This window comes from Nocardiopsis sp. NPDC058789, from assembly GCF_042745575.1.
Classification (GTDB): Bacteria; Actinomycetota; Actinomycetes; order Streptosporangiales; family Streptosporangiaceae; genus Nocardiopsis; species Nocardiopsis eucommiae.
This window is the reverse complement of record NZ_JBHYOW010000003.1, coordinates 13,801-35,829: the sequence shown is the minus strand read 5'-3', so window position 1 is coordinate 35,829 and position 22,029 is coordinate 13,801. Positions and strand designations below refer to the sequence as shown.

The 22,029-nt window shown below is 72.4% G+C and carries 21 protein-coding genes; 12 read left to right on the top strand and 9 right to left on the bottom strand.

What is annotated here, in order from left to right:
• The first annotated feature begins 253 nt into the window (after positions 1-253).
• The 3 genes from ACFW3L_RS04390 (at position 254) to ACFW3L_RS04380 (ending at position 2,060) form a co-directional block, all read left to right on the top strand.
• Positions 254-742 carry a DUF1772 domain-containing protein gene (locus tag ACFW3L_RS04390; RefSeq protein ID WP_378736268.1) on the top strand — a complete coding sequence of 163 codons (489 nt, stop codon included), beginning with the start codon at positions 254-256 and terminating at the stop codon, positions 740-742.
• Between the two features lie 71 nt (positions 743-813).
• Positions 814-1,803 carry a GNAT family N-acetyltransferase gene (locus ACFW3L_RS04385; protein WP_378736266.1) on the top strand — a complete coding sequence of 330 codons (990 nt, stop codon included), beginning with the start codon at positions 814-816 and terminating at the stop codon, positions 1,801-1,803.
• Positions 1,804-1,919: 116 nt separating this feature from the next.
• Entirely contained in the window at positions 1,920-2,060 is a 141-nt protein-coding gene (locus ACFW3L_RS04380; protein WP_378736264.1) for a DUF2000 family protein, read from the top strand.
• A 51-nt stretch (positions 2,061-2,111) separates the two neighbouring features.
• Here ACFW3L_RS04380 and ACFW3L_RS04375 read toward each other — a convergent pair whose 3' ends face one another.
• Positions 2,112-2,651: a GNAT family N-acetyltransferase gene (locus tag ACFW3L_RS04375; protein ID WP_378736262.1), complete on the bottom strand. Its 540-nt coding sequence runs from the start codon at positions 2,649-2,651 to the stop codon at positions 2,112-2,114.
• A 312-nt stretch (positions 2,652-2,963) separates the two neighbouring features.
• Between ACFW3L_RS04375 and ACFW3L_RS04370 the strand changes: the two genes are divergently transcribed.
• Together ACFW3L_RS04370 and ACFW3L_RS04365 are read left to right on the top strand one after the other, a co-directional pair.
• Positions 2,964-3,446, top strand: a complete 483-nt coding sequence (locus ACFW3L_RS04370) for a hypothetical protein (protein ID WP_378736260.1) — start codon at positions 2,964-2,966, stop codon at positions 3,444-3,446.
• Between the two features lie 13 nt (positions 3,447-3,459).
• Positions 3,460-5,712 carry a tetratricopeptide repeat protein gene (locus ACFW3L_RS04365; protein ID WP_378736258.1) on the top strand — a complete coding sequence of 751 codons (2,253 nt, stop codon included), beginning with the start codon at positions 3,460-3,462 and terminating at the stop codon, positions 5,710-5,712.
• A 329-nt stretch (positions 5,713-6,041) separates the two neighbouring features.
• On the opposite strand, the gene ACFW3L_RS04360 is transcribed toward ACFW3L_RS04365, so the two are convergent.
• On the bottom strand, positions 6,042-7,259 hold the full coding sequence (locus ACFW3L_RS04360) for a DUF2716 domain-containing protein (RefSeq protein WP_378736257.1): 1,218 nt from the start codon (positions 7,257-7,259) through the stop codon (positions 6,042-6,044).
• A gap of 329 nt (positions 7,260-7,588) precedes the next feature.
• On the opposite strand from ACFW3L_RS04360, the gene ACFW3L_RS04355 reads away from it, so the two are divergent.
• Complete coding sequence (locus ACFW3L_RS04355) at positions 7,589-8,398, top strand: thioesterase family protein (RefSeq protein WP_378736255.1); 810 nt, start codon at positions 7,589-7,591, stop codon at positions 8,396-8,398.
• 63 nt (positions 8,399-8,461) lie between these two features.
• Here ACFW3L_RS04355 and ACFW3L_RS04350 read toward each other — a convergent pair whose 3' ends face one another.
• From ACFW3L_RS04350 to ACFW3L_RS04335, 4 genes are all read right to left on the bottom strand, one after another.
• Positions 8,462-8,884 (bottom strand): DNA-binding protein, encoded by a 423-nt coding sequence (locus ACFW3L_RS04350; RefSeq protein ID WP_378736253.1) that lies wholly within the window; start codon positions 8,882-8,884, stop codon positions 8,462-8,464.
• A 65-nt stretch (positions 8,885-8,949) separates the two neighbouring features.
• Positions 8,950-9,846 (bottom strand): metal ABC transporter permease, encoded by an 897-nt coding sequence (locus tag ACFW3L_RS04345; protein ID WP_378736251.1) that lies wholly within the window; start codon positions 9,844-9,846, stop codon positions 8,950-8,952.
• Complete coding sequence (locus ACFW3L_RS04340; RefSeq protein WP_352387941.1) at positions 9,834-10,580, bottom strand: metal ABC transporter ATP-binding protein; 747 nt, start codon at positions 10,578-10,580, stop codon at positions 9,834-9,836. The genes ACFW3L_RS04345 and ACFW3L_RS04340 overlap by 13 nt, the downstream gene beginning before the upstream one ends.
• Positions 10,577-11,524: a metal ABC transporter substrate-binding protein gene (locus tag ACFW3L_RS04335; RefSeq protein ID WP_378736248.1), complete on the bottom strand. Its 948-nt coding sequence runs from the start codon at positions 11,522-11,524 to the stop codon at positions 10,577-10,579. Before ACFW3L_RS04335 ends, ACFW3L_RS04340 begins: the two co-directional genes overlap by 4 nt.
• A 127-nt stretch (positions 11,525-11,651) precedes the next feature.
• Between ACFW3L_RS04335 and ACFW3L_RS04330 the strand changes: the two genes are divergently transcribed.
• The 5 genes from ACFW3L_RS04330 (at position 11,652) to ACFW3L_RS04310 (ending at position 17,179) form a co-directional block, all read left to right on the top strand.
• On the top strand, positions 11,652-12,125 hold the full coding sequence (locus ACFW3L_RS04330) for a GbsR/MarR family transcriptional regulator (protein ID WP_378736246.1): 474 nt from the start codon (positions 11,652-11,654) through the stop codon (positions 12,123-12,125).
• The gene (locus ACFW3L_RS04325; protein WP_378736244.1) at positions 12,122-12,988 is read left to right on the top strand and encodes an alpha/beta fold hydrolase; all 867 of its coding nucleotides are present in this window, start codon (positions 12,122-12,124) and stop codon (positions 12,986-12,988) included. The genes ACFW3L_RS04330 and ACFW3L_RS04325 overlap by 4 nt, the downstream gene beginning before the upstream one ends.
• 130 nt (positions 12,989-13,118) lie before the next feature.
• Complete coding sequence (locus ACFW3L_RS04320; RefSeq protein ID WP_378736242.1) at positions 13,119-14,696, top strand: serine/threonine-protein kinase; 1,578 nt, start codon at positions 13,119-13,121, stop codon at positions 14,694-14,696.
• A 67-nt stretch (positions 14,697-14,763) separates the two neighbouring features.
• Complete coding sequence (locus tag ACFW3L_RS04315; protein ID WP_378736240.1) at positions 14,764-15,729, top strand: exonuclease domain-containing protein; 966 nt, start codon at positions 14,764-14,766, stop codon at positions 15,727-15,729.
• Positions 15,730-15,901: 172 nt separating this feature from the next.
• A complete protein-coding gene (locus tag ACFW3L_RS04310; RefSeq protein ID WP_378736238.1) occupies positions 15,902-17,179 on the top strand; it encodes an aminotransferase class I/II-fold pyridoxal phosphate-dependent enzyme in 1,278 nt (425 codons plus the stop codon).
• A gap of 66 nt (positions 17,180-17,245) precedes the next feature.
• Here ACFW3L_RS04310 and ACFW3L_RS04305 read toward each other — a convergent pair whose 3' ends face one another.
• Positions 17,246-18,301, bottom strand: a complete 1,056-nt coding sequence (locus ACFW3L_RS04305) for a right-handed parallel beta-helix repeat-containing protein (protein WP_378736236.1) — start codon at positions 18,299-18,301, stop codon at positions 17,246-17,248.
• A gap of 492 nt (positions 18,302-18,793) precedes the next feature.
• Here ACFW3L_RS04305 and ACFW3L_RS04300 point away from each other — a divergent pair, with 492 nt between their 5' ends.
• On the top strand, positions 18,794-19,153 hold the full coding sequence (locus ACFW3L_RS04300; protein ID WP_378736234.1) for a VOC family protein: 360 nt from the start codon (positions 18,794-18,796) through the stop codon (positions 19,151-19,153).
• Between the two features lie 54 nt (positions 19,154-19,207).
• On the opposite strand, the gene ACFW3L_RS04295 is transcribed toward ACFW3L_RS04300, so the two are convergent.
• Positions 19,208-20,371: a hypothetical protein gene (locus ACFW3L_RS04295; RefSeq protein WP_378736232.1), complete on the bottom strand. Its 1,164-nt coding sequence runs from the start codon at positions 20,369-20,371 to the stop codon at positions 19,208-19,210.
• A 166-nt stretch (positions 20,372-20,537) separates the two neighbouring features.
• Positions 20,538-21,863 carry an MFS transporter gene (locus ACFW3L_RS04290; protein ID WP_378736230.1) on the bottom strand — a complete coding sequence of 442 codons (1,326 nt, stop codon included), beginning with the start codon at positions 21,861-21,863 and terminating at the stop codon, positions 20,538-20,540.
• Positions 21,864-22,029: the final 166 nt, after the last annotated feature.

Here is a 22,029-nt window from a genome sequence, read left to right as displayed (position 1 = left end):
TGCCGGGCTCCGGCGGGGGCGCCGGGCTCGTGGGTCAGCTGGTCGGACGCGCGGCGGGGCCGTCTGGTTGCGGGAGGCCGCTGACTGGTGGGGCGCGGACGGGAGCGGGAGGTGCCCGCCGGGCCCTGGCCGGGCCCTGGCCGGGTACGGCGGAGGGGCGGTTTCTCCGTGGCGCCCGAACACCCGGTGGTGCTTGGATGGGACGTCACGTGACCCGTGGGCGGCACGGACGAGGAAGGGCGGGCGCGTTCCCATGCTGGAGATGGTCCTCGGAGTCGTTCCGGTGCTGGCCGCAGTGCTGACCGGTCTGTTCGCCGGTCTGTTCCTGTCCTTCTCGATGGCGGTCATGCCCGGACTGGCGCGCGCCGGGGACCGGGCGATGATCGAGGCGATGCAGGGCGTCAACACGGCCATCCTGAACCCGCTGTTCGCTCTGGTCTTCGTGGGCGCGCCGGTGGCGGCGGTGGGGACGACGGTGCTGTACGCCTCCTCGGGTTCCCTGGCACCCCTGGTCTGGTCGGGTGCTGGAGCCGTCCTGCTCCTGGTGGCGGTGGTGGTCACCTTCGTGGTGAACGTGCCGCGCAACAACGCCCTGGACCGGGCCGGTGCGGCCGGACGTCTCCAGGACCCTGGGGCGGTGCGTGCCGCGTTCGAGCCGGTGTGGGTGCGGTGGAACCACGTGCGTTCCCTGGCCTCGGTGGCGGCGCTGGTCTGCTCGGTGATGGCCCTGCTCCCGGCCTGACCCGGGTCGCCGCCGGTCGGGGCGGCGCGTTCGGGGCACACACCCGCCCCCGTGTGTGAAACGGTGGTGGGGTGAGCCCGCACATCGAGCCCTTCGACCCGACCGCGTCGCAGACGAGCGACCTCGCGGCCTGGAGTTCGGTCTACGCCGACGGGCAGTCCGCCCTCTCGGGCGGTGCCGCACCGGCGGAGGAGCTGGCCACACGGCTGCGCTCGGGGCGCGCGGGTCACGCCTGGCGCTGGTCGGCCCGGATCACTCCCGGCGATCCCATCCACGGTGTGGCCGAGCTGCGCCGCCAGCACCATGCCGCGAACACCGGGTTCCTGCGGCTGTTCGTGGCCGAGCACGCGCGGCGCCGGGGTACCGGCCGGGGGCTGCGCCAGGCCGTGGTCGAGGAGGCCCGCGCCCAGGGTATGGACCGGCTCCAGAGCACCGTCCTGGCCGGGGAGCCGGGCGAGCACTTCGCGCGGTCCAGCCCCTACCTGCACACCCTGCTGCGGCTGGAGCTCCAGCGGCAGTACCTGGACGAGCCCACGCTGCGGCGCTGCTGGAGCCTGGCCGCCACCCCGGCGCGGGGGTACCGGCTCACTCACTGGCAGGGGCCCGCGCCCGAGCACCTGGTGGCCTCCTTCGGCCGGGTCATGGCGCATCTGCTGGACGCTCCCGGCGCGGCCCTCCAGGTGGAGGCGCGTGCTTGGGACGTGCCCCAGGTCCGTGCCTGGGAGCACGCGATGACCGAGGACGGCTCGCGGCTCGTGGTGGGCGCCGCCCTGGACCGCACCTCCGACCAGGTGGTCGCGGCCACCGTGAGCACGGTGACCAGCGGTGTGGTCGCCGACCAGCACGACACTGCGGTGCTGCCCGCCCACCGTCGCAAGGGGCTGGCCAGCCGGGTCAAGGCGACCCAGGCCCTGCGGGTGCACGACCTGTTCCCGCACGTGGAGGCGGTGGCGGTGACCATCAACCAGGAGAACCAGGCGATGCTCGCGGTGAACCGCTCCCTGGGCTACCAGCGGGTCCACGAGCGGTTGCTGGTAGAGGAGGGCCTGGCCGCGCACTGACCGCGACCGGGTCAGACCAACGGGTCGCTCACGTGTTTTCGCGCGCTGTCGTAGATGATCTGGCTGCGGAAGGAGGCGACCTCACGGCGTTCGGTGAGCCGGTCGATGAGGAAGCTGTGCAGGGAGGTACCTACGTGGACTACCTGGACCGGCTCGCGGAGACCGACCCGGCGGAGATGGCGTACGTGGGGCTCGCGGTGTTCGGGCCCAAGAAGGACGTGAACAAGCTGACGAGGCGGCTGCCGCTGGCCAGCTGAACGCACGGCGCCCCCGCCACGGAGTTCCGTGGCGGGGGCGCCGTGCGCGGATCAGACGCCGAAGGCGTCCGGGTAGCGAATGGTGCCGCGCGGGGTCTCGCGCGAGGGGTCCAGGGACAGGGCCATCATGGCCTCGTCCGGGACGTCGAACGGGGCGCGTACGCCGAACCCGGAGGCCGGGGTGAACCCGAACCTGGGGTAGTAGTCGGCGTGGCCCAGGACCAGGACGAGGTTCTCGCCCAGGGCGCGGGCCGACTCCAGTCCGGCGCGGATGGCGGCCGAACCGGCGCCGGTGCGCTGGAACTCCGGCAGCACCGCGCACGGGGCCAGCGCCAGGGCCGCACGGCCGTCGACGTGGCACCGGGTGAACAGGACGTGCCCGACCGGGGTTCCGTCACCGGACTCGGTGACGATCGACAGACCCTCGATCCACGCGGCCGAGTCGGCGCGCAGGGCGTCGACGAGGTCGGCCTCGGCCGGGGTCTCGAACGCCGCGCTGTTGATCGCGTGGATCGCGCCGAGGTCGGCGTCGGTCTCGGGTCGGGTGAGCCAGGAATGGGTGTGGGACAACGTGAGGACCTTCGTTCTCATGGGTCCCGTCGTGTGGTCAGGCCGGGACCCGCTGGTGGGACATGCTGCGGGCGTCGCCCAGGGCGTCGCCGGTCAGGGCAGTCATCAATGCACCTCGGTGGGGGTACGCGGCGCCGAATCTCGGCGTCGCGGGGTCCAACGCTAGCAGTGAGCGGAACGTTCCCCGTGGTGAGGGCGCTCACGGGCCGACGGGGGCGGTGAGACCGTACGCCGGGCCCTCGGAGAACCGTCCGCATGGCTAGGGTGTCTTATCCACAGGGCCTTTGGTGTAGCGGCGGGCCCCGGGACGCGGACGGTAGGGAGAGCGGCACGGTGGAACTCTTCGAGGAAGGCGCCAGGGTCCTGACCCAGGAGATGGTCAGGGGCGGGTGGACCGTGGTCCAGGGCTGGGTCACCCGGGTGTTCGGGGGTGACGAGACCAAGCGGCACCGGGCCCTGGAGGAGGTGGCGGAGACCCGCCGAGAGCTCGACGCGGGCGACGGGGGCGCGGTGTCGGCGGAGGAGGTGGAGCAGTCCTGGCGTACCCAGCTGCGCCGTCTGCTGCGTGAGGATCCGGCGGCCGCCGCCGAGCTGCGCGCACTCCTGGACGAGGTGGCCCCGTCCGGAACGGGGAACGTCACCAACACCGCCCGCGACGTGCACGGGGTGCTCATCCAGGCGGGCACGATCCACGGCGGGGTGCACCGGAACGAGACCCGCTACGACGGCGACCACGTCGAGATGCGCGGGAACAGGGCCGGGCGCGACGTCATCGGTATCCAGAACAACCACGGTGACAGACGGAGCGAGGGCTAGGGGCGGCGTCGGCGTGAACGGACCGAACTCCCCCGGTGACCTGCCGACGAGCCACGCGCACGTCCAGGGAACGCGGGCCGGGCGCGACACCATCGCCGTCCAGAACAACTACGGCGCCGTCCCCGCCCGAGGCGCCGCACAGACCCTCCTGACCCTTCCCTCGGTGGACGCGGGGTTCACCAGCCGCAGCGGGGAACTGGAACGGGTCCTCGCGGTGCTCGACCCCGAGGCGGAGGGTGTTCCGGGGGTGGTGGTCTCCCAGGGCATGGGCGGGGTCGGCAAGACCCAGCTGGCCCTGGCCGCCGGTCACGAGGCGCTCCGTCGCGGGTGGTTCGCCGGGGCGCTCTTCGTGAACCTGCACGGCTACACGACCCCGGTGGACGGCGACCGGGCGGTGGAGTCCTTCCTGCGCGGCCTGGACGTGCCCCCACGGCGGTGGCCCGACGACGCCGAGGCCAGAAGGGGGCTGTACCGGTCGGCGCTGGAGGAACGGGCCCTGGAACTGGGTGGGCCGATCCTGGTGGTGGCCGACAACGCCTCCGAGGCGGGGCAGGTCGCCCCCCTGGTTCCCGGGCGGACCCGACACCGGTTGCTGGCGACCTCGCGCGACCGGCTCACCTCGCACGGCTGGCGGCGCGTCCCCATCGACCACCTTCCCGGTGACCGCGCCGTGCGGGTGCTGGTGGAGGCGCTCCGGGTGGGTGATCCGGACGACGACCGGGTGTCCGAGACGGAGGGCCTGGCCCGGGTCGCGCGGGCCTGCGCCGGGTTGCCGTTGGCGCTGCGTGTCTGCGCGGCCGTCCTGGCCGCGGCCCCGGACATGACCGCCGACGAGCTGGCGGACACGCTGGAGGCGTCCGCGACCCGGGTGCTGAGATTGGGGGACGGATCCCGCAGCCTGCACGCGGTCTTCGAGCAGTCCCGCGCGCGGTTGGCCCCGGACACCGCCGAGCTCCTGGCCCTGCTGGGGTTGGCTCCCGGGCCGGACATCTCCACGGCGGCGGCGGCCGTCCTGGCCGGGGTGACGGAGCCCGAGGTCCTGGAGCGCCTGCGTGCCCTCTCGGTCGCGCACCTGGTGTCCGGGAGGGAGGGGCGGTGGCGGATGCACGACCTGACCGCCGGCTACGCGGCCTCGCTGTGTGGCGGGGACGAGGCCCCGGAGCGGTTCGTTCGGGCCCGGCGACGGTTGTTCGACCACTACGCGTCCACGGCCGACGACGCCCGTCTCAACATCGTGGCGTTGTCGGGTCAACGGACCCCGGACACCTTCGCGGACCGTGCGGCGGCCACGCGGTGGATGGACGCCGAGCGCGCTGTCCTGATCGACACCGTGCACGTGGCCCGCGAGCTGGGTGAGACGCGGACGGAGACCGACCTGCCGCTGTACCTCAACACGTATCTCAAGTGGCGCCGGGACTTCGGCGACCTGGAGGACCTCCAGTGGATCGCGGTGCGTGCCTCCCAGCGGGGCGGGGACGAGGAACGGGAAGCCCTCTCATGGGACCACCTGGGCGCCGTCCTGCGTGCGACACGCAGGTTCGAGGAGGCGATGGACGCCCACGTGTGTGCGCTGCGCCTGTACACCGAGCTGGAGGACCAGCACGGGGAGGCCGTGTCGCGCAGCGGACTGGGTGCGGCGTTGAACGGGGAACGGCGCTTCGAGGAGGCCATCGACGTCCTCCGGGGCTCCCAGGCCATGTTCGCCCGCTTGGGCGACGTCCTTCGGGAGGCCAACGCCTGCAACCACCTGGGCGAGGCCCTGCGCGAGGTCGGCCGGTACGCCGAGTCCGTGGAGGCCCACCAGCGGGCGCGGGGCTTCTACCACCAGCTGGGAGAGGTGCACCGCGAGGCCAAGGTGTGGGTCAACCTGGGCGCTGTGCTGGCCCGGGAGGGGCGCTTCACCGAGGCGATGGAGGCCTACGAACGGGCCCGCACCATGTTCCAGGGGCTGGGAGACACCCTTGAGGTGGTGCGGACGGAGACGGGGACGGCCACCTGCCTCCGGGGGCTCCACCGAACGGACGAGGCCCTGGCCGCGCTCGACGCGGTGGTCGGCTTCCTCGCCGAGGAGCGGGACCCGCACCATGAGGGTCTGGCCCGCTACGAACTCGGGCTGACCTGGGCCGCGAGGGGTGACGCGGTGCGGGCGATCCCCCACCTGGAACGCGCGGTCGAGCTCCTCGCGGAGAACAACGACCCGTACCTGAGGGACCGGGCCGCCGAAGCGCTGGTCTCGGCCCGGGACTCTCCCGACCCGGTCGGCTGAGTCCCCGGCTCCCTGAACCGGTCCGGGTTCCGTTTCACGTGACACGGCGCAACGCACACCTTCGGGCGGGATGAACCTGGGGGTCGGCACCGGAACCCGCCAGGGCGCGGGCCCGGCCGATGGACGGCACCGCCGCCCGCCAGGGAGGCCGTCGCGGCCGGGGACGCGACCGCCCTGGCCAGCCCCTGCCCCGGGTGGTGTGTGGTCGCCGGGGTGCCCCTCCCACAGGGACCTCCGCACGCGGACCGCACCCGGATCGGAGGCGCGGTCGGCGGTTTCGGACACGACCCCGACCCGGCGGGTGTCCGGCGCCCCCGGGTCCCGTCGGGTCAGCCGATCTGTTGGCCGTCCCGGCGCAGGGGGGCGCCCAGCAGGCGGTTCAGGTCGGCTTCGACCTCGGCCAGCAGCTCGCGGCCGAACACGCACAGGGTCCCCCGGTCGTGTTCCCAGGGGTGCCCGAAGGTGCCCAGGCGCAGGTCTCCGGCGAGGTTGATGTGGTAGTCGCCGTCGGGGAACGCGTGCGCGGGGTGGCGGGGCCGTTCGTCCCCTCCGACCCGGCGGGGGTCGTACCGGTGCCCGGTGTGCTGCCAGCCCAGGGAGTAGAGGTGCTCACCCTCCGGGACGCTGGCGGCGAGCGCGCGCCGCACCACCCGGTTCAGTTCGCTGACGCGGTCGGGGCTTCCGGCCACGGCGTGGGCGGCCCAGGTCACGGAGGGGGTGGGTTCCACGACGCCGGGGAAGACCGTGGCGCTGGGGGTGAAGAAGAAACGTTCGGTGAACCGGTCCCAGAGGTCGTCGTGCTCGGGGTCGTCGTGGAGCTCGGTGACCGGCCGTACCGGAGCCGGGGCGCCGGGCGGGGCCCAGGTGAGGGTGCGCACGCTGGTGACTTCCCGGAACCCCGAGGCGAGGAGGAGTCCGTGCAGGTCGGGTTGGGTGGCGGGGTCGGTCTCGGCGGCCATGAGGCGGGCCTCGGCCTGGGTCCACACCCACCACAGGGGTAGGACGCGACCTGAGCTCGCGTGACGCGCCCACTCCCCCAGGAACTCCGCGCGGGGGGCGGTCATCCCCTCCAGGACCACGAAGGGGGTTCCGGTACGCAGGGTGGCCCAGCTGGCGGCGCGTACGTGCGCCCCGCGCACCAGGGTCAGGGTCCGTCTCTCGAAGGCTCTGCCGTCCGCCTCGTGTTCGGTCAGGGAGCGCCGGTGCGGTCCGGAGGCGGCGGCCAGGAGCCGGACGGCGTCGGCGGACACCCGGTCGTTCTCCCGGAGGCGTTCCTCCGGCGGGGGCGGCGCCGTGGGGAGGTCGGTGAGCGCGGCGACCAGCACGGATCTCTCGGGGCCCGGGACGAACCCGGCCGTGTGCAGGGCGCGGGTCAGGGCGGGCGGGTCGTGGGCGTGCACCGGCCAGTGGGCGGGTTCGCGGTGTGCCTCGAACCGGTCGCGTTGGCGGGCGACCAGGGCGGGCAGGTCCGTTCCGCTCGGCAGGGGGCCGTGGTCGACGACCCCGTGGGTGCCGTAGTGGGTGCGGACGAGGCGTCCGCCGTCCACGTGTCGGTCCCTCAGGTGTACCGCCCCGGCCTGGGGCGGGGAGGGGAGATGGCCACGCAGATGGGTGTCGTAGGCATGGCGGAGCTCGTGCAAGGTGGCAGCCAGGAGGGGTGAGGGGGCGGAGGAGGGGCGGCCCATTCTGCCAGTTCCGGGGGTGCGGGGACCCATCCCGAACGGCCCCGGGGGTGGCCGGAAGCCGGGGTGCCGGTGTCCGATTGTCGAAGCGGGTCCGTAACCTGGTCGATCGTTGTCCGAGCCCCGCCCACTCGGACCGAATCCCGTTCGGTTCAGGTGTGGCCACGAGTTCTACCCATCGGTAACATTGACGCATGAGCCTTGACCACCCCGCCGAAGGGCACGAGTTCGACCAGGACACCCGGGTCGACAAGCGTGCCGACGGCGAGTTCACAGCCACCCTCACCGACGGCTGGACCACGTTCACCTCGCACCCCAACGGCGGCTACGTCCTGGGGACGGCCCTCAACGCCCTGGGCCAGACCCTCACCCAGCCCGACCCCCTCGTGGTCTCCGCCTTCTTCCTGCGTCCCGCCGCCCCCGGCCCGGCGTTGCTGCGCACCGAGACCGTACGCGAGGGGCGCCGCACGGCCACCGGCACGGTCGTCGCGGAACAGGGCGGCAAGGAGATCCTGCGTGCCACCGCCACCTACGGTGACCTCACCGCCGAGGGGCGGGTGCTGCACCTGGAGGGCCCGCCGGAACTGCCCGCCCCGGAGGACTGCCACCTGCCCCCGGAGTTCGCGGGCACGCCCGAGGGCGTGACGATCGCCCAGCGCGTCGACTACCGCTACCCCGAGCGCCCGGGGTGGCTGGACGGGAGGAAGGACGGCCGGCCCCGCACCGACTTCTGGATGCGGTTCGCCGACGGCCGCGACGCCGACGTGCACTCCCTGCCCGCGATGGTGGACTTCGCGGTCCCCGCAGTCCTGGAGATCGGTGAGTTCAGCACGATCACCGTGGAACTGACCACCCACGTGCGCGCCAGGCCCGCCCCCGGCTGGCTGGCCTGCCGGGTCTCCACCCGGCACGTCTCCAACGGCCTCCACGAGGAGGACATGGAGATCTGGGACAGCCAGGGCACCCTGGTGGCCCAGGCCCGCCAGCTCGCCATGCTGCTGTGACCCCGTGCCCCGCGACCGGCGCGCGGCCGGTCGCGGGGCGACCGGCGAGGCCTCGCCGCCGGCCTATCCCTCCTCGGCGCGCCGGGTCAGGCGCTCCTGGCGCTGCCGGGCGGCCTGCGCGGTGCCCAGCCCGAGGCCGAAGGCGATCCCCTGCCAGGTCATCCCCCGCCCCTTGGCCATGGTGAGCAGCCCCGACTCCAGCTGGTCGAACTCGGCCCGGGCCCAGGGGACCAGGGTCAGGGCGGCGGTGAGGTCGTCCTGGTCCACGGCGGGGGCGCCCTCGTCCGGGAGGGCGCTGCCCGCGGCCAGGTCGCTGACGCGACGAATGGCCTCGTGGGGGGACATCGGCATGCGTGTCCGGGTCCAGCGGTCGCGGTCCTCGCCCGTGGCGTGCCGCTCGGTGATCCGGAAGAGGGCCTCGTGGACGCGTGCGCGCCGGGCTTGTTCCGGGTCGGGCTGAGTGAAGGCGTCCTGTGTGTTCTCCATGCCTCCACTGTGCGTTGTCAGCTCTTAGTTGTCAACCAAATGTTGTGAACGGATTGTTCACATGCTCAGTCGAGGACGCGGGTGCCGCGACCGCGGGCCCGCAGGGCACGGACGGCACGCCCCCTCCAGAGCAGCCCCTGCCGGGGGGAGAACAGGTAGGCCAGAGTGAACGCGACCGCCTGGGACAGCACGATGCACCCGCCGGTGGACACGTTCAGGTGGAAGCTGGTGAACACCCCCGCCACGGCGGCGACGACGGCGATCGCCGCCGAGATCAGCAGCATCCGCTCGAAGCGGTCGGTGAGCAGGTAGGCGGTCGCGCCGGGGATGATCACCATGGCCACGACCAGGATGATCCCCACCGCCTGGAGCGCCACCACGACCGTCACCGACAGCAGGCCCAGCAGCAGGGTCTCCAGCAGGCGCGGGTTGACGCCGATGGCGTGCGCGTGGACCGGGTCGAAGGCGTACATGGTCAGGTCGCGGTGCTTGTACCAGACCACGGCCAGCACCACGGCGGTCAGGATCAGGACCTGGAGGATGTCCGCGTCGGAGACCCCGAGCACGTTGCCGAACAGGATGTGGCTGAGGTCGGTCTGGCTCGGCACCCGCGAGATCATCACCAGCCCCAGGGCGAACATCGCGGTGAAGACCACGCCGATCACCGCGTCCTCCTTGACCCGGGAGGTCCGGTTGACCACCCCGATCAGCGCGACCGAGCCCCCGCCGAACACCAGGGCGCCCAAGGCGAAGGGCATCCCGAACATGTAGGAGAGCACCACGCCGGGGAGGACCGCGTGCGAGACCGCGTCGCCCATCAGCGACCAGCCCACCAGGGTCATCCAGCAGGAGAGCACCGCGCAGACCACGCCCGCGACGACGCTCACCAGCAGTGCGCGCTGCACGAACTCGAACCGCATGGGCACCGCGAACCATTCCACGACCGCCATCAGGACGTCCACGAGCGTCGCTCCTCACTGGGGTGGATGCCGAACGCCTCCAGGAGCACGTCCGGGCGCAGGACCTCCTCGGGCGGACCGTGCGCGATCACGCGCTGTTGCAGCAGGACGGCCTCGTCGCACAGCACCGGTACCTGGGCCAGGTCGTGGGTGGACACCAGCAGTGTGTGCCCCGTCTGGCGCAGTTGCAGCAGCAGGTCGGTGATGGTGGCCTCCGAACGCCTGTCCACGCCCGCGAAGGGTTCGTCGAGCAGCAGCACGTCAGCCTCCTGGGCGATGGCGCGCGCGACGAACGCGCGTTTGCGCTGACCTCCGGAGAGCGCCCCGATCTGACGGTCGGCCAGGTCGGTGAGGTCCGTGCGGGCCAGTGCGTGGTCCACGGCCTCGCGGTCGGCGGGCCGGGGGCGGCGCCTGCGTCCCATGTGCCCGTAACGGCCCATCATGACCACGTCGCGCACCCGCACGGGGAAGGCCCAGTCCACCTGTTCGGACTGGGGCACGTAGCCGACGAGGCCCTTGCGGCGGGCGGCGCCGCTGCCCATGCCCAGGAGGCGCACCCGGCCCCGGTCGACGGGGACCAGGCCGAGCACGGTCTTGAACAGGGTGGACTTGCCCGAGCCGTTCATGCCCAGCAGCCCGCACACCCGGCCGGGTTCCACGGACAGGTCGACGTCGTCCAGGGCGAGGACCTCGCCGTAGCGCACGGTGGCTCCGGTGACCTCGATGGCCGCGGTCACGGCGTCTCCCCCCGGTCGGTCAGTCCGGCGACGATGGCCTCCGCGTCGTGGCGGAGCAGGTCGAGGTAGGTGGGCACGGGGCCGTCGGCCTCGGAGAGCGAGTCGACGTAGAGGGTCCCACCCATGGCGGCTCCGGTCTCGCGGATCACGGACCGCTGGGCGCTGTCGTTGACGGTGCTCTCGCAGAACACGGTGGGCACGTCGTTGTCGCGGACGAACTCGGAGACGGCGGCGATCTGCTGGGGGGTGCCCTCACGTTCGGCGTTGACGGGCCACAGGTACCGCTCGGTCAGTCCGGCGTCGCGGGCCAGGTAGGAGAAGGCGCCCTCGCAGGTGACCAGGGCGCGGGAGGACTCGGGGACCCCGGAGAGCTCCGTCTCCAGGTAGGAGCCGACCTCGGAGATCTCCTCCTTGTAGGCCTCGGCGGCCTCGGTGTAGGTCGCCTCGCCCTCGGGGTCGAGTGCGGTGAGGGCGTCGCGGATGTTGTCGACGTAGACCAGGGCGTTGTCGGGGGACATCCAGGCGTGCGGGTTGGGTTCTCCCTCGTAGCCGCCGGAGGAGACGGGGATGGTCTCGATGCCTTCGCTGAGCACGGCGGTGGGAGCGTCCACGCGGTCGGTGAACTGCTGGAACCAGGCCTCCAGACCCAGGCCGTTCTCCAGGATGAGGTCCGCGTCCTGGCCGCGTACGAGGTCGTCGGGGGTGGGCTCGTAGCCGTGGATCTCCGCGCCGGGCCGGGTGAGGGAGGCGACCTCGACGCGGTCGGCGGCGACGTTCTCGGCCATGTCCGCGATGACGGTGAAGGTGGTGAGGACGAGGGCTCGGTCATCGTCGCGGTCGGTACCGGCGGTGGTGGAGCAGGCGCTGAGGGCCAGGGTGAGGGCGACCCCGGGGATCGTGGTCGACCAGGCGTTTGAAGAGAACCCATCTCTAAAGTTCGGCACGCCTAACATTTACCACAAGCGAGCCAAACCACGCATCCGGGAGTCGGTCCGGTGCACCCTTTCGGGTCGGCCCACAACTCTTTTACAGTTGTTGCAGTCATGACTGCAATGACTGTAATCTGGCGGCATGAGCGAACCCACCGAGGACGAACTGGCCTTCGTCGACGACGTCGCCGCGTTCTTCGAGGACGAGGGCCTGCCCCTGATCTCCGGCCGGGTCATCGGCTGGCTGCTGATCAGTGACCCGCCCGAACAGAGCGCCGCGCGCCTGGCCGAGGTGCTCCAGGTCAGCCGCAGTTCCATCAGCAGCGCCACCCGCATGCTCACTCCCAGCGGCCTCGTCGAGGGGGTGCGCAAGCGGGGCGAGCGCCAGGAGTACTTCCGGATCGCCGCCGACGGTTGGAGTCGCATGCTGGAGCGCCGCTACGCCCTGGCCACCAGCTTCCGCAAGGTCACCGAACGCGGACTGAGGGCGCTGGAGGACGCCCCGCCCGAACGCCGCGAGCGCCTGGCCAACGTCCACGAGCTCTACGGGTTCCTGGAGACCGAACTCCCCGCCATGCTCCGGCGCTGGCGGGACAGACAAGAGGACCGCACATGAGCACCACCGACTTCCACCGCGAGCACGTCTGCCTGCCCGAAGGGCGTCTCAGCGTCATCGTCGAGGGCCCCGCACACGCCCCTCCGGTCCTGCTGCTCAGCGGAGCGGGAGTGGACAGCGCCACCATGAGCTGGCGCCACCTCATCCCCGACCTCGCCCGGGACCACCGCGTCATCGCCCCGGACTGGCCCAAGCAGGGGCTCAGCACCCCCTGGAACGGCCTGGCCGACCACGCCGCCCTACAACGCTGCGTCATCGCGACCCTGGACCACTGCGGCGTGGACCGCGCCGCCGTCGTGGGCCTGTCCCAGGGCGGGGCGATGACCCTGGCCACCGCCCTCGACCACCCCGACCGCGTGGAACGCCTGGTGGCCATCGCCCCCGGCGGCACCCTGTCCTTCCCGCCCGTCTACCACCAGCTCCTGTGGCTCGTCTCCCGGAGTCGCCTGCTCAACTCGACCCTGCCCGGGATGATGGTCGGCAACAGGAAGAGGACCGAGGCCTTCGTCCGCACGGCGCTGTTCGCCGGCCCCGCCCCCGACCAGGACGAGGTCGTCGACGAGGTCCTGGCCGAGATGGACGCCCACGGCGCGGGCTCCTCCGACTGGCAGAACGCCTCCATCGGCCCCTGGCGGATGAACGTGGACCTGCGTCCGCGCCTCGGCGAGATCCGCTGCCCGGCGCTGTTCATCCAGGGTGACAAGGACGCGGGGGTCAAACCCGCCACCACGGTCGCCGCGGCCCGATCGGTGCCCGGAGCCCGGTGGGAACTCCTCGCGGGCCAGGGACACTGGGTCAACCGCCAATCGCCCCGGGCGGTGAACCGCCTGGTCAGGGACTTCCTGGCCGAGCGAGAGGCCTGAGCAGCCGACCGAAGTGCGCCCCGGAGTCCGATCCTTCCTACAATGGGCGCCCTGACGTGTGAACTCCCGCCCCGCCCCCGCGGCCGCCGCGTCACCCGTACCCTCGGCCCCGTCCCCACAGGAGTCCCAGGTGGTCCTTCCCCACCGCACACTGCACGAGCGCTACGAACTGCACTCCGAGGTGGGGCGGGGCGGGATGGGCCGGGTGTGGCGAGCACACGACACCGGGCTCAACCGGGCCGTGGCGGTGAAGGAGATCCTCCTGGGACCGGGCCTGGACGAGGAGGAACGCGCCCGGGTGACCGCCCGCGCGCGCCGCGAGGCCCAGGCCACCGCTATGGGCCAGCACCCCAACATCGTGACCGTGTACGACATCGTCGAGGACGACGGCCGACCGTGGATTGTCATGGAGCTCCTGGACGGCGACTCCCTGCTGCGCCTGACGCGCGAGCACGGCCCGGTTCCCCCGGAACGGGCCGCCGCCTGGGCCCTTGGGCTGCTCGACGCCTTGGAGACCGCCCACGGCCAGGGCATCACCCACCGCGACGTCAAACCCGAGAACGTCGTGGTCACCGACTCCGGCCGGGTGGTGCTCACCGACTTCGGGATCGCCACCATCGTGGACACCGCCGCCATCACCCAGACCTCCACGGTCATGGGCTCCGCCGCCTACGTCGCGCCCGAACGCCTCGACTCCCAGCCAGCGACCCCCGCCAGTGACCTGTGGTCCCTGGGAGCCACCCTCTACCACGCGGTGACGGGGGTGTCCCCGTTCCTGCGCGAGGGCGTACCGGCGACCCTGCACGCCGTACTCAGCTCGGATCCGACCGGGTTCCCTCCCGGGCCGCTGGGCGAGGCGATCCGGGGGCTGCTGGTCAAGGACCCCACGCACCGTCTGGACGGCCCCGGTTGTCGGGCGCTGTTGAGCGCCGCCGCCCGTGGTGAGAGCGGAACCTCGGCACTGACCGTGGCCCACCTCCCGCCGTCCGCCCCGGGCGTGACCGAGGGGTCCGGCCCGCAGGGCGTGACCGCCGCCCTCGGCCCGAACGGACCGACGGCCGACCCCACCGCCACCCAACCGGCGCCGCGGCGCGCACGGCGCCTCTCATGGCCCGTGGTGGTGCTCACACTGGGTCTGGCCGCGCTGCTCGTCGCCGCCTCCCTGGCCGTCGCCGACCGCTGGGCCGGGAGCGGCCGGGCGGTCGCCGACCTCGAGGATCCCGGGGCCAGCGCCACGGTGGCGGATCCGGGATCGCACCCCTCCGCCGAGGGCATGACCTGGACCGAGGATCCCGACGGGTTCGCCCTGCTGGTCCCCGACGGCTGGGTGCGTCGCGCGAACGGCGCCAGCGTGTACTACGACTCCCCCACCTCCGACGCCTATCTCCAGATCGACCGCACCCCCCACTCGGTCGACGACGAGTACGCGCACGTGCTGGAGCAGGAGACCGACTCCGTCGCGGAGGACCGGCTCCCCGGATACCAGCGGATCAGGGTGGAGGACGTCACCTCCGAGACCTCCTTCGTCTCGGCCGCCGACTGGGAGTTCAGCTGGGACCGGGGCCAGGGTGCCTGGCGCCTGCTGGCCCGCAACATCAACGCCGGAGAGGGCGAGTTCTACACCCTGGCCTGGTCCTCCAGTGAGTCCTTCTGGGACGGGGACGCGCCCCTGCGCGAGCAGGCGGTCTCCTCCTTCGACCCGTTCTGACACCGGTGGTGCACCGGCCCCGGTACGCTCGATCCGTTCCGTCGCGAGTGCAAGGGAGGTGGCGAGGGTGTCCCACACCTGGACCGCGATCGACTTCGAGACCGCCAACCAGGACCGCGGCAGCGTGTGCGCCGTGGGTCTGGTCCGCGTGAGCGAGGGGCGGGTGGTCGACCGGTTCACCAGCCTCATCCGCCCGCCAGAACCGGTGTCGTTCTTCTCCCGGCACAACACCGCCGTGCACGGCATCACCGCCGCCGACGTCGCCCACGCCCCCACCTGGGAGAAGGTGCGCGACCAGGTGGTCGAGTTCGCCCAGGGCGGCGCGCTGGTGGCGCACAACGCCCCCTTCGACATGGGGGCGCTGCGCCAGGCCTGCGCCCACACCGGGCTGGCGCTGCCCGGCTTCGACTACGCGTGCACCCTCGCGCTGTCCCGGCGCACCTGGGACCTGCCCGACCACCGCCTGCCCACGGTGTCCGCGCACGTGGGGCACACCATCACCCGGCACCACCGGGCCGACGCCGACGCCGAGGCGGCCGCGCACATCATGATCGCGGCCATGCGGCGCCACGGCACCGGCACGCTCTCCGAGCTGAGCCTGGTCAGCGGGCTGCGCCTGGGGCGCCTGGAGGCGTTCGCGGCGGCACCGGTCCCGGTGGCCTCACCCGCCGTGGTGGACGCGCCCGCCCGCGAGGACCGGTCCGGTCGGTGGCAGCGGGCCGCGCAGTCCCCGCTCCCCGAGCCCTCCCCCGACGCCGACCCGGACGGTCCCCTCCACGGCCGCACGGTGTGCGTCTCCGGAGACCTGCGCTCCATGGACAAGCCCGAGGTGTGGAAGCGCATCGCGGAGGCCGGGGGCCAGCCCGCCAAGAACGTGACGAGGAAGACCGACGTCCTGGTGGTGGCCGACAGCGACCACGGAGGCAAGACCTCCAAGCACAGGCAGGCCGAGGCCTACATCGCCAGGGGCCAGAGCATCGACATCATCACCGAGCCCGAACTCATGGGCCGTCTCGGGGTCACCGCCCCGTGAACCCGGCCGTCTCCGGCTGAGGGAGACGGACCGGAGCGCCGGTCGGACACGGGGAAGACGACCTGACCGGGACGGCGCGCCCGCGATCTGGGACAATCCCAGTGCGAATCCCCGTGCACCCCGTTCCACGACGTGCGGCGTACCGGGGGCGTCCCATCGGAAGGAACATCCCGTGACCACCGCAAGCAGCCCCACACCCTCCGAGCTCCTGGAGTCGGCCCGGCGCGACCACGCCGCCCTGGTCGAGCGTGGACTCTCCCTGAACCTGACCCGGGGCAAGCCGTCCTCCCGCCAGCTGGACCTGTCCGCGGACCTGCTCGAACTGCCCCGCGGCCGCTACACCGCCGCCGACGGCACCGACTGCCGCAACTACGCGGGCGCGCCCCAGGGCCTCCTCGAACTGCGGGAGATCTTCGCGGGCCTCCTCCAGGTCCCGGTCGAGCAGCTGATCGCGGCGGGCAACGCCAGCCTGGAGCTCATGCACGACAGCCTGGCCAACGCGTTCCTGGGCACGGTGCCCGGAGGGACCGGCCGCTGGGCCGACGCCGAGCGGATCGCGTTCCTGTGCCCGGTCCCCGGCTACGACCGGCACTTCGCCCTGTGTGAGCGCTTCGGCATCGAGATGATCCCCGTCCCGATGACCGACGAGGGCCCCGACATGGACGTGGTCGAGCGTCTGGTGAGCGCCGACGCCGACATCAAGGGCATCTGGTGTGTGCCCAAGTACAGCAACCCCGACGGTGTCTCCTACTCCGACGAGGTCGTGCGGCGCCTGGCGGCCATGCCCACCGCCGCCCCGGACTTCCGGATCTTCTGGGACAACGCCTACGCGGTGCACCACCTGACCGACGAGGAGGTGGAGATCGCCGACGTCCTCGCGGCCTGTGCCGAGAGCGGCAACCCCGACCGCGTCCTGGTCTTCGGATCCACCTCCAAGGTGACCTTCGCCGGTGCCGGGGTCGCGTTCCTGGGTTCCTCCCCCGCCAACGTGAGCTGGTTCCAGGGGCTCGCGGGCAAGCGGACCATCGGCCCGGACAAGATCAACCAGCTGCGCCACGCCATGTTCCTGGGCGACGCCGAGGGCGTGCGCGCGCACATGCGCCGCCACCGTGAGCTGCTGGAGCCCAAGTTCGAGACGGTGGAGCGCGTCCTCACCAAGGCGCTCGGCGGTACCGGTCTGGCGACCTGGTCCACCCCCAAGGGCGGTTACTTCGTGCGTCTGGACGTCCTGGACGGTTGCGCGCGCGAGGTCGTGCGCCGGGCCGCCGAGGCCGGGATCGCGCTGACCCCCGCCGGGGCCACGCACCCCTACGGTGACGACCCCCGGGACCGCACCATCCGCATCGCGCCCTCCTTCCCGGAGCTGGACGCGCTGGAGGAGGCCATCGAGGGTCTGGCCGTGTGTGTGCGCCTGGTCGGTGCCGAGAAGCTGGTCGCCGAGCAGGGCTGACCCCGCGGCGGTCAGCGAGACCACGAGGCGCCCCCGTCCCACTCGGACGGGGGCGCCTCGTGTGGTTCACGGGGTGACGTCGATGTTGGTCAGCCCCCGGGTCGCGTTCGTGACGGTGTTGGAGGCGTGCACCACGTTGGGCTCGTCGGCGCAGTCGGACTGGCTCCACAGGGCGATCGCGAAGCCGCCGACCCCGCCCAGGTCGGAGTCGTTGTCCCGGAAGACGTTGCCGCAGCCCGCGCCGTCGACCTGCTGCGTGCTGGTGTAGCCGTGCGCGAACACCCCGGGCCGCTCGAAGGTCCCGGTGTTGTGCTCGAACAGGTAGCCGTTACCCTTGACGTCCACCCAGCTGTCCGCGAAGTTCTGGCCGGAGATGCCCCGGCCGTCGAAGGTGTTGCCCGAGACCAGGCCGTCGCGGGTGCCCTCCTTGACGTCGAGGTGCTCCCCTCGGACGTCGGGTCCGAAGTGGTTGCCGATGACCTCGGTGCGGTCGCTGCGGTCCACGCCGTCCCCGCCCCCGTAGCAGCCCCAGTTGCTGTGGGCCGAGCCCAGGTAGACGCCCTCGCCGAAGCCCGGCTGGACCCGGCCGGTGTCGGAGATCCGGGAGTCGCGGACGGACCCGTCCGAGCTGGAGTCGCGGAAGTGCACGCCCTCGTCGTCGATGCCCCGCACCTCCAGGTCGCTCAGGCGGACGTGGTCGGAGCGGTCGATCACGATCCCCTTCTTGGAGTCGGTGACGGTGAGGCCCCGAACGTTCCAGTGGTCGGCCTCGTACAACCACAGGCCGTAGCCGGTGCTGTGGGTGTCGGGGGTGGGGCAGCCGCTGCCGGACGTGGGCTCGTCGTTGACCAGGACGGCGTCGGAGGGACCGGTGAGGGTGATGGGGGCACCGCTGGTCCCGGAGGTGGTGGCGACGAAGGAGCCGACGTACTCGCCGCCGTCCAGGGTGATGGTCTGGCCCGGCTGGGCGTCGGCGAGGGCCTCCTCCAGGGCGGGACCGTCGGAGACCCGGACGTCGGCGGGGGCGGGGGCGGCGTGCGCGGGGAACGCCCAGGCCGTCAGGGCGACCGCTCCGGCGGCGGCCAGGCAGAGGGACGGGCGTCGGGTGCCGGGGGTGGGCACGGGGCAGACCTCCGTGTCGGGGGGACCTCACGGTGGGTGAGGGTGTGACCACCGACCCTAGGGCGGGGTCGGTGAGCCTTCAAGAGGGTGCCGCCCCACGCCTCAGGTACCGAGGAACCGCAGGACCGCCAGAACCTCGTGTCCCTCCTCCTCCAACAGGCGGACCAACCCTCCCGGAGCAGGACCGAGTCGTCGGCGATCACCAGGCGCATGAGGGGCTCCATATCCAGGGGGAGGGCGAGGGAAGGATCATCGGTCCAGCGGAAGCACGACGCACGGCGGTGGACGGTTCCCGCGGGAGCGGAGCGGGGAGTTCGCAGCGGACCGCCACCGGGAGCGTGCCGCACTCCGTCGCGCGGCGGTGGGAGGTCCTCCAGCGGTGGGGCCCTCCACGGGTGGCGCCGTCGGAGCGGGCCCCGGGGGTGACGGAGCGTTCCGACACCCGTCACGCGCTGCGCCGTTCTGTCGGACCCGTCGAGGACAATGCCGGGTATGAGCGATCAGCGGCACCACGCCATCGACTACGTCGAACTCCCGGTCACCGACCTGGAGGAGACCAAGCGGTTCTACACCGAGGCCTTCGGGTGGCGGTTCAACGACTACGGGGGCGCCTACGCGGGCATCCGTTCGCCCGACGGCACCTCCGAGGTGGGCGGGCTCAACCCGGGCGGTGAGGTGCGCGGCGGCGGACCCCTCGTCCTGCTCTACTCCGAGGACCTGGACCGCACGGTGGAGGCGGTGGAACGCGCGGGCGGCCGCGTCCTCCATGGTCCCTACGACTTCCCCGGCGGACGGCGCTTCCACTTCGCCGACCCCAGCGGGAACGAACTGGGGGTGTTCGCGGACTCCTGACCGGACACGGGGGTGCCCCGCTCCCGCGCGCGGGAGCGGGGCACCGACCGGACGCTACTGCTTGGGAAAGCGCAGCGTGGCCCCGGCGTCCGAGTCCGGGGTCTCGCGGGTGGTGCCGGTGTCCACGCTCTGCTCGGGCACGGGCAGTTCGGTGAATCCGGCGTCCGACATCACCGCCGCGCGCAGCATGAGCGCGCTGGCCGGGGCCTGGAACCCGGCGTTCGGGTCGTCCAGACCGCGCGGAGAGGTGTCCACCAGGACCGGTGAGTGGTACGACCCCCACAGATGGGGCTCGTTCTCCCGGTCGGCGCCCAGCAGCAGCGTCTCCACCCGGGCCTCCGACAGCATCGGCAGGATGGAGGTGGTCCCCCTGACCGCCTGGTCGTGGGCGAGCTTGCGCTCGTAGTCGGAGAGGACCCGGTCGCGCTCCTCGTGGATGAGCTCACGCAGGCACTCCTCCGCGTTCTCGTGCAGGCGCTCCTCGGCGTCGGTGCCGCCGCGCCCGCCGGCGACCACCTTGATCGGGATGCTGAGCTGCCGGGGGCCGAGGTTGTCGCGCAGGTAGGCGATGGCCTCGTCGTCGCCACCGGCGATGATCACGGCCGCGTCCACCTTGCGCACCGCCTCGCGGACGAGGTCCGCCACCTGGGCCGCGTTGCCCCGCCAGCGGTCCTGCGCGGTGCCGGTGTCGGCGCGGCGCCCCCCGGCGTCACCGCGTTGACCGGGGAAGATACGGCTGGCCCCGTCGATGTTCTGCATGTTCTCACCCTCGTTGGCGAGCTCCATGACCGGGCCGCGCGTGGGGTGGCTGGGGTAGGCGAACACCTTGGCGTTGACCCGGTCCAGGGCCACGAGGACGTAGGGGAGGCGGCGTCCGCGGTCGATCGCCAGAGGGAGGGCGTCGGGGACGGGAAGGAACGACGCCCGGTCCTGCGAGGGCGGCACGGCGAGGGTGTGGGCCCCCAGGAGCCTGCCCTCGGAGGCGTAGAGCGCCTGTCCGTGGTCGCCGTAGGCACGGGAGTTGCCCTCCCCCACGGCCTCCTCCAGGACGTCGAGGGTGGTCGCGTCGGTGCCGAGCGCCTCCAGTTCCTCGCGCAGGTGCCGCCAGCGCAGTTCGATCTTCTTGTCGGCGTCCGTGGTGTCACGGCTGGTGTCCAGGTGCACCGAGGCCACCGGGCCGTCGCTTTCGTACAGAGGTCGCAGAAAACCAAGGTCCATAGAGTCTGCGGGGCGTGTGTACCCCGCCCCGCCCACCTCCTTCTCGGGGTCGGCCTGCGGGCCATCATGTGGGGCCATGGTGCGGGTTGGAAGGGCGCCGCGTCGATCCAGACACGGATGTTGCCCGAAGATTTCCAGGTTTTTCCCGATCCTCCCGATCCGGGGGTCAGTCTTTCCGGAAGCCGGACCCGGCCTCGCCCCGGGGTTCGGCGTCGGCCAGGGCGCGGTCGACCTTCCCCGGGGTGAGTACCAGGACGGAGACCGCGGCGAGGGCTAGAACTATCAGCCCCGACGCGACGAAGGGGGAGGCCAGGGCCCACTCACGGCCCCACGGTTCCTCCAGCACGGAGACCAGGACCCCGCCCAGGCCCATGCCCACCGACAGCATCCCCCAGGAGACGGTGCGGTGGGCGCTGAAGACCCTGGACCTCAGGGCGTCTGGGGTCAGCCTCTGGATGAGGGAGACCAGGGTGACGTTCCACCAGGTGACGGCGAACCCGGTGAGGAAGTAGCAGACCACGAATCCGGGAACCGAGCGCAGGAGCCCGACGGCCAGCCCGGTCGCGCCCAGGACCGTCAGGACCACCGCCATGGAGGTGGAGGGGTGGATCCGGCCCGAGAAGGACGGCACGACGAGCGCACCCGTGACCGCTCCGGCGGCGGTGACGGTCATCAGCAGCCCGTAGCCCTGCGGGCCCACGCCCAGCACGTCCTGGGCGAAGAGCACCAGCACGGCCCCGTTCAGTGCCGCCGCCAGGTTGGACGCCCCCGAGACCAGCGCGAGCGGCCGCAGGACCGGGTGCCGCCACAGCCACACCAGACCCTCGCGCAGCATGGATCCCATGGAGGGGCGCTCCCGCGACTCCTCCGTCACCGGGCGGAAGTCGCCGCGCAGGCCGCCCAGGCAGACCACCGCGAGCAGGACCAGAACGGCCTGGGCGCCGAAGGCCCAGGCGGTGGAGACCGCCAGCAGCGCTCCGGCGATCGGCGCGCCCAGGAACTTGTTGAGCACCCGCTCCACCACCTGGAGGAGTCCGTTCGCCCGCTCCAGCTGGGGACGCGCCACCACCGAGGGCACCACTGACTGCGTGGTGTTGTCGAAGAACACCTCGCACGCGCCCACCAGCAGCGCGATGAGGACCAGAAGGGGGATCGAGCCCACGCCCAGGGTCACCACCGCGGTCAGGAGCACCAGCAGCACCGCCTTGGCCGCACCGGCACCCATCATCAGGCGGCGCCGGTCCATCCGGTCGCCCACCACCCCGGCGACCAGGGCCAGGAACAGCCAGGGCAGCCGGGTGGCCGCGCCCACCAGGGCGACCAGGAACGCGTCGTCGGTGAGGGTGGTGGCGTACCAGGGCAGCGCCACCACAGCGATCCCGTCGCCCAGATTGCCCAGCCCCACCGCCCCCAGGAGCCGGTGGAACCGTCCTCCCAACGGTGCGCGGCGGCCGTGTTCGTCCGGGGGCGTGTGCTGGTCGTTCCGGTACATGGCACCTTCCGAAGGGGGTGAGGGCTCGGACTGGCACCGTAGAGGGTGGCACGCGGTGGTGACAGACGGTTCTCCCACCAGCAGACGGGCACCCCCGCCCCGCTCCGGCCCGACCGGAGGTGAACGGGAACGGTCGGGTCGGGGCGGATCCCGTGTCCCTAACGTC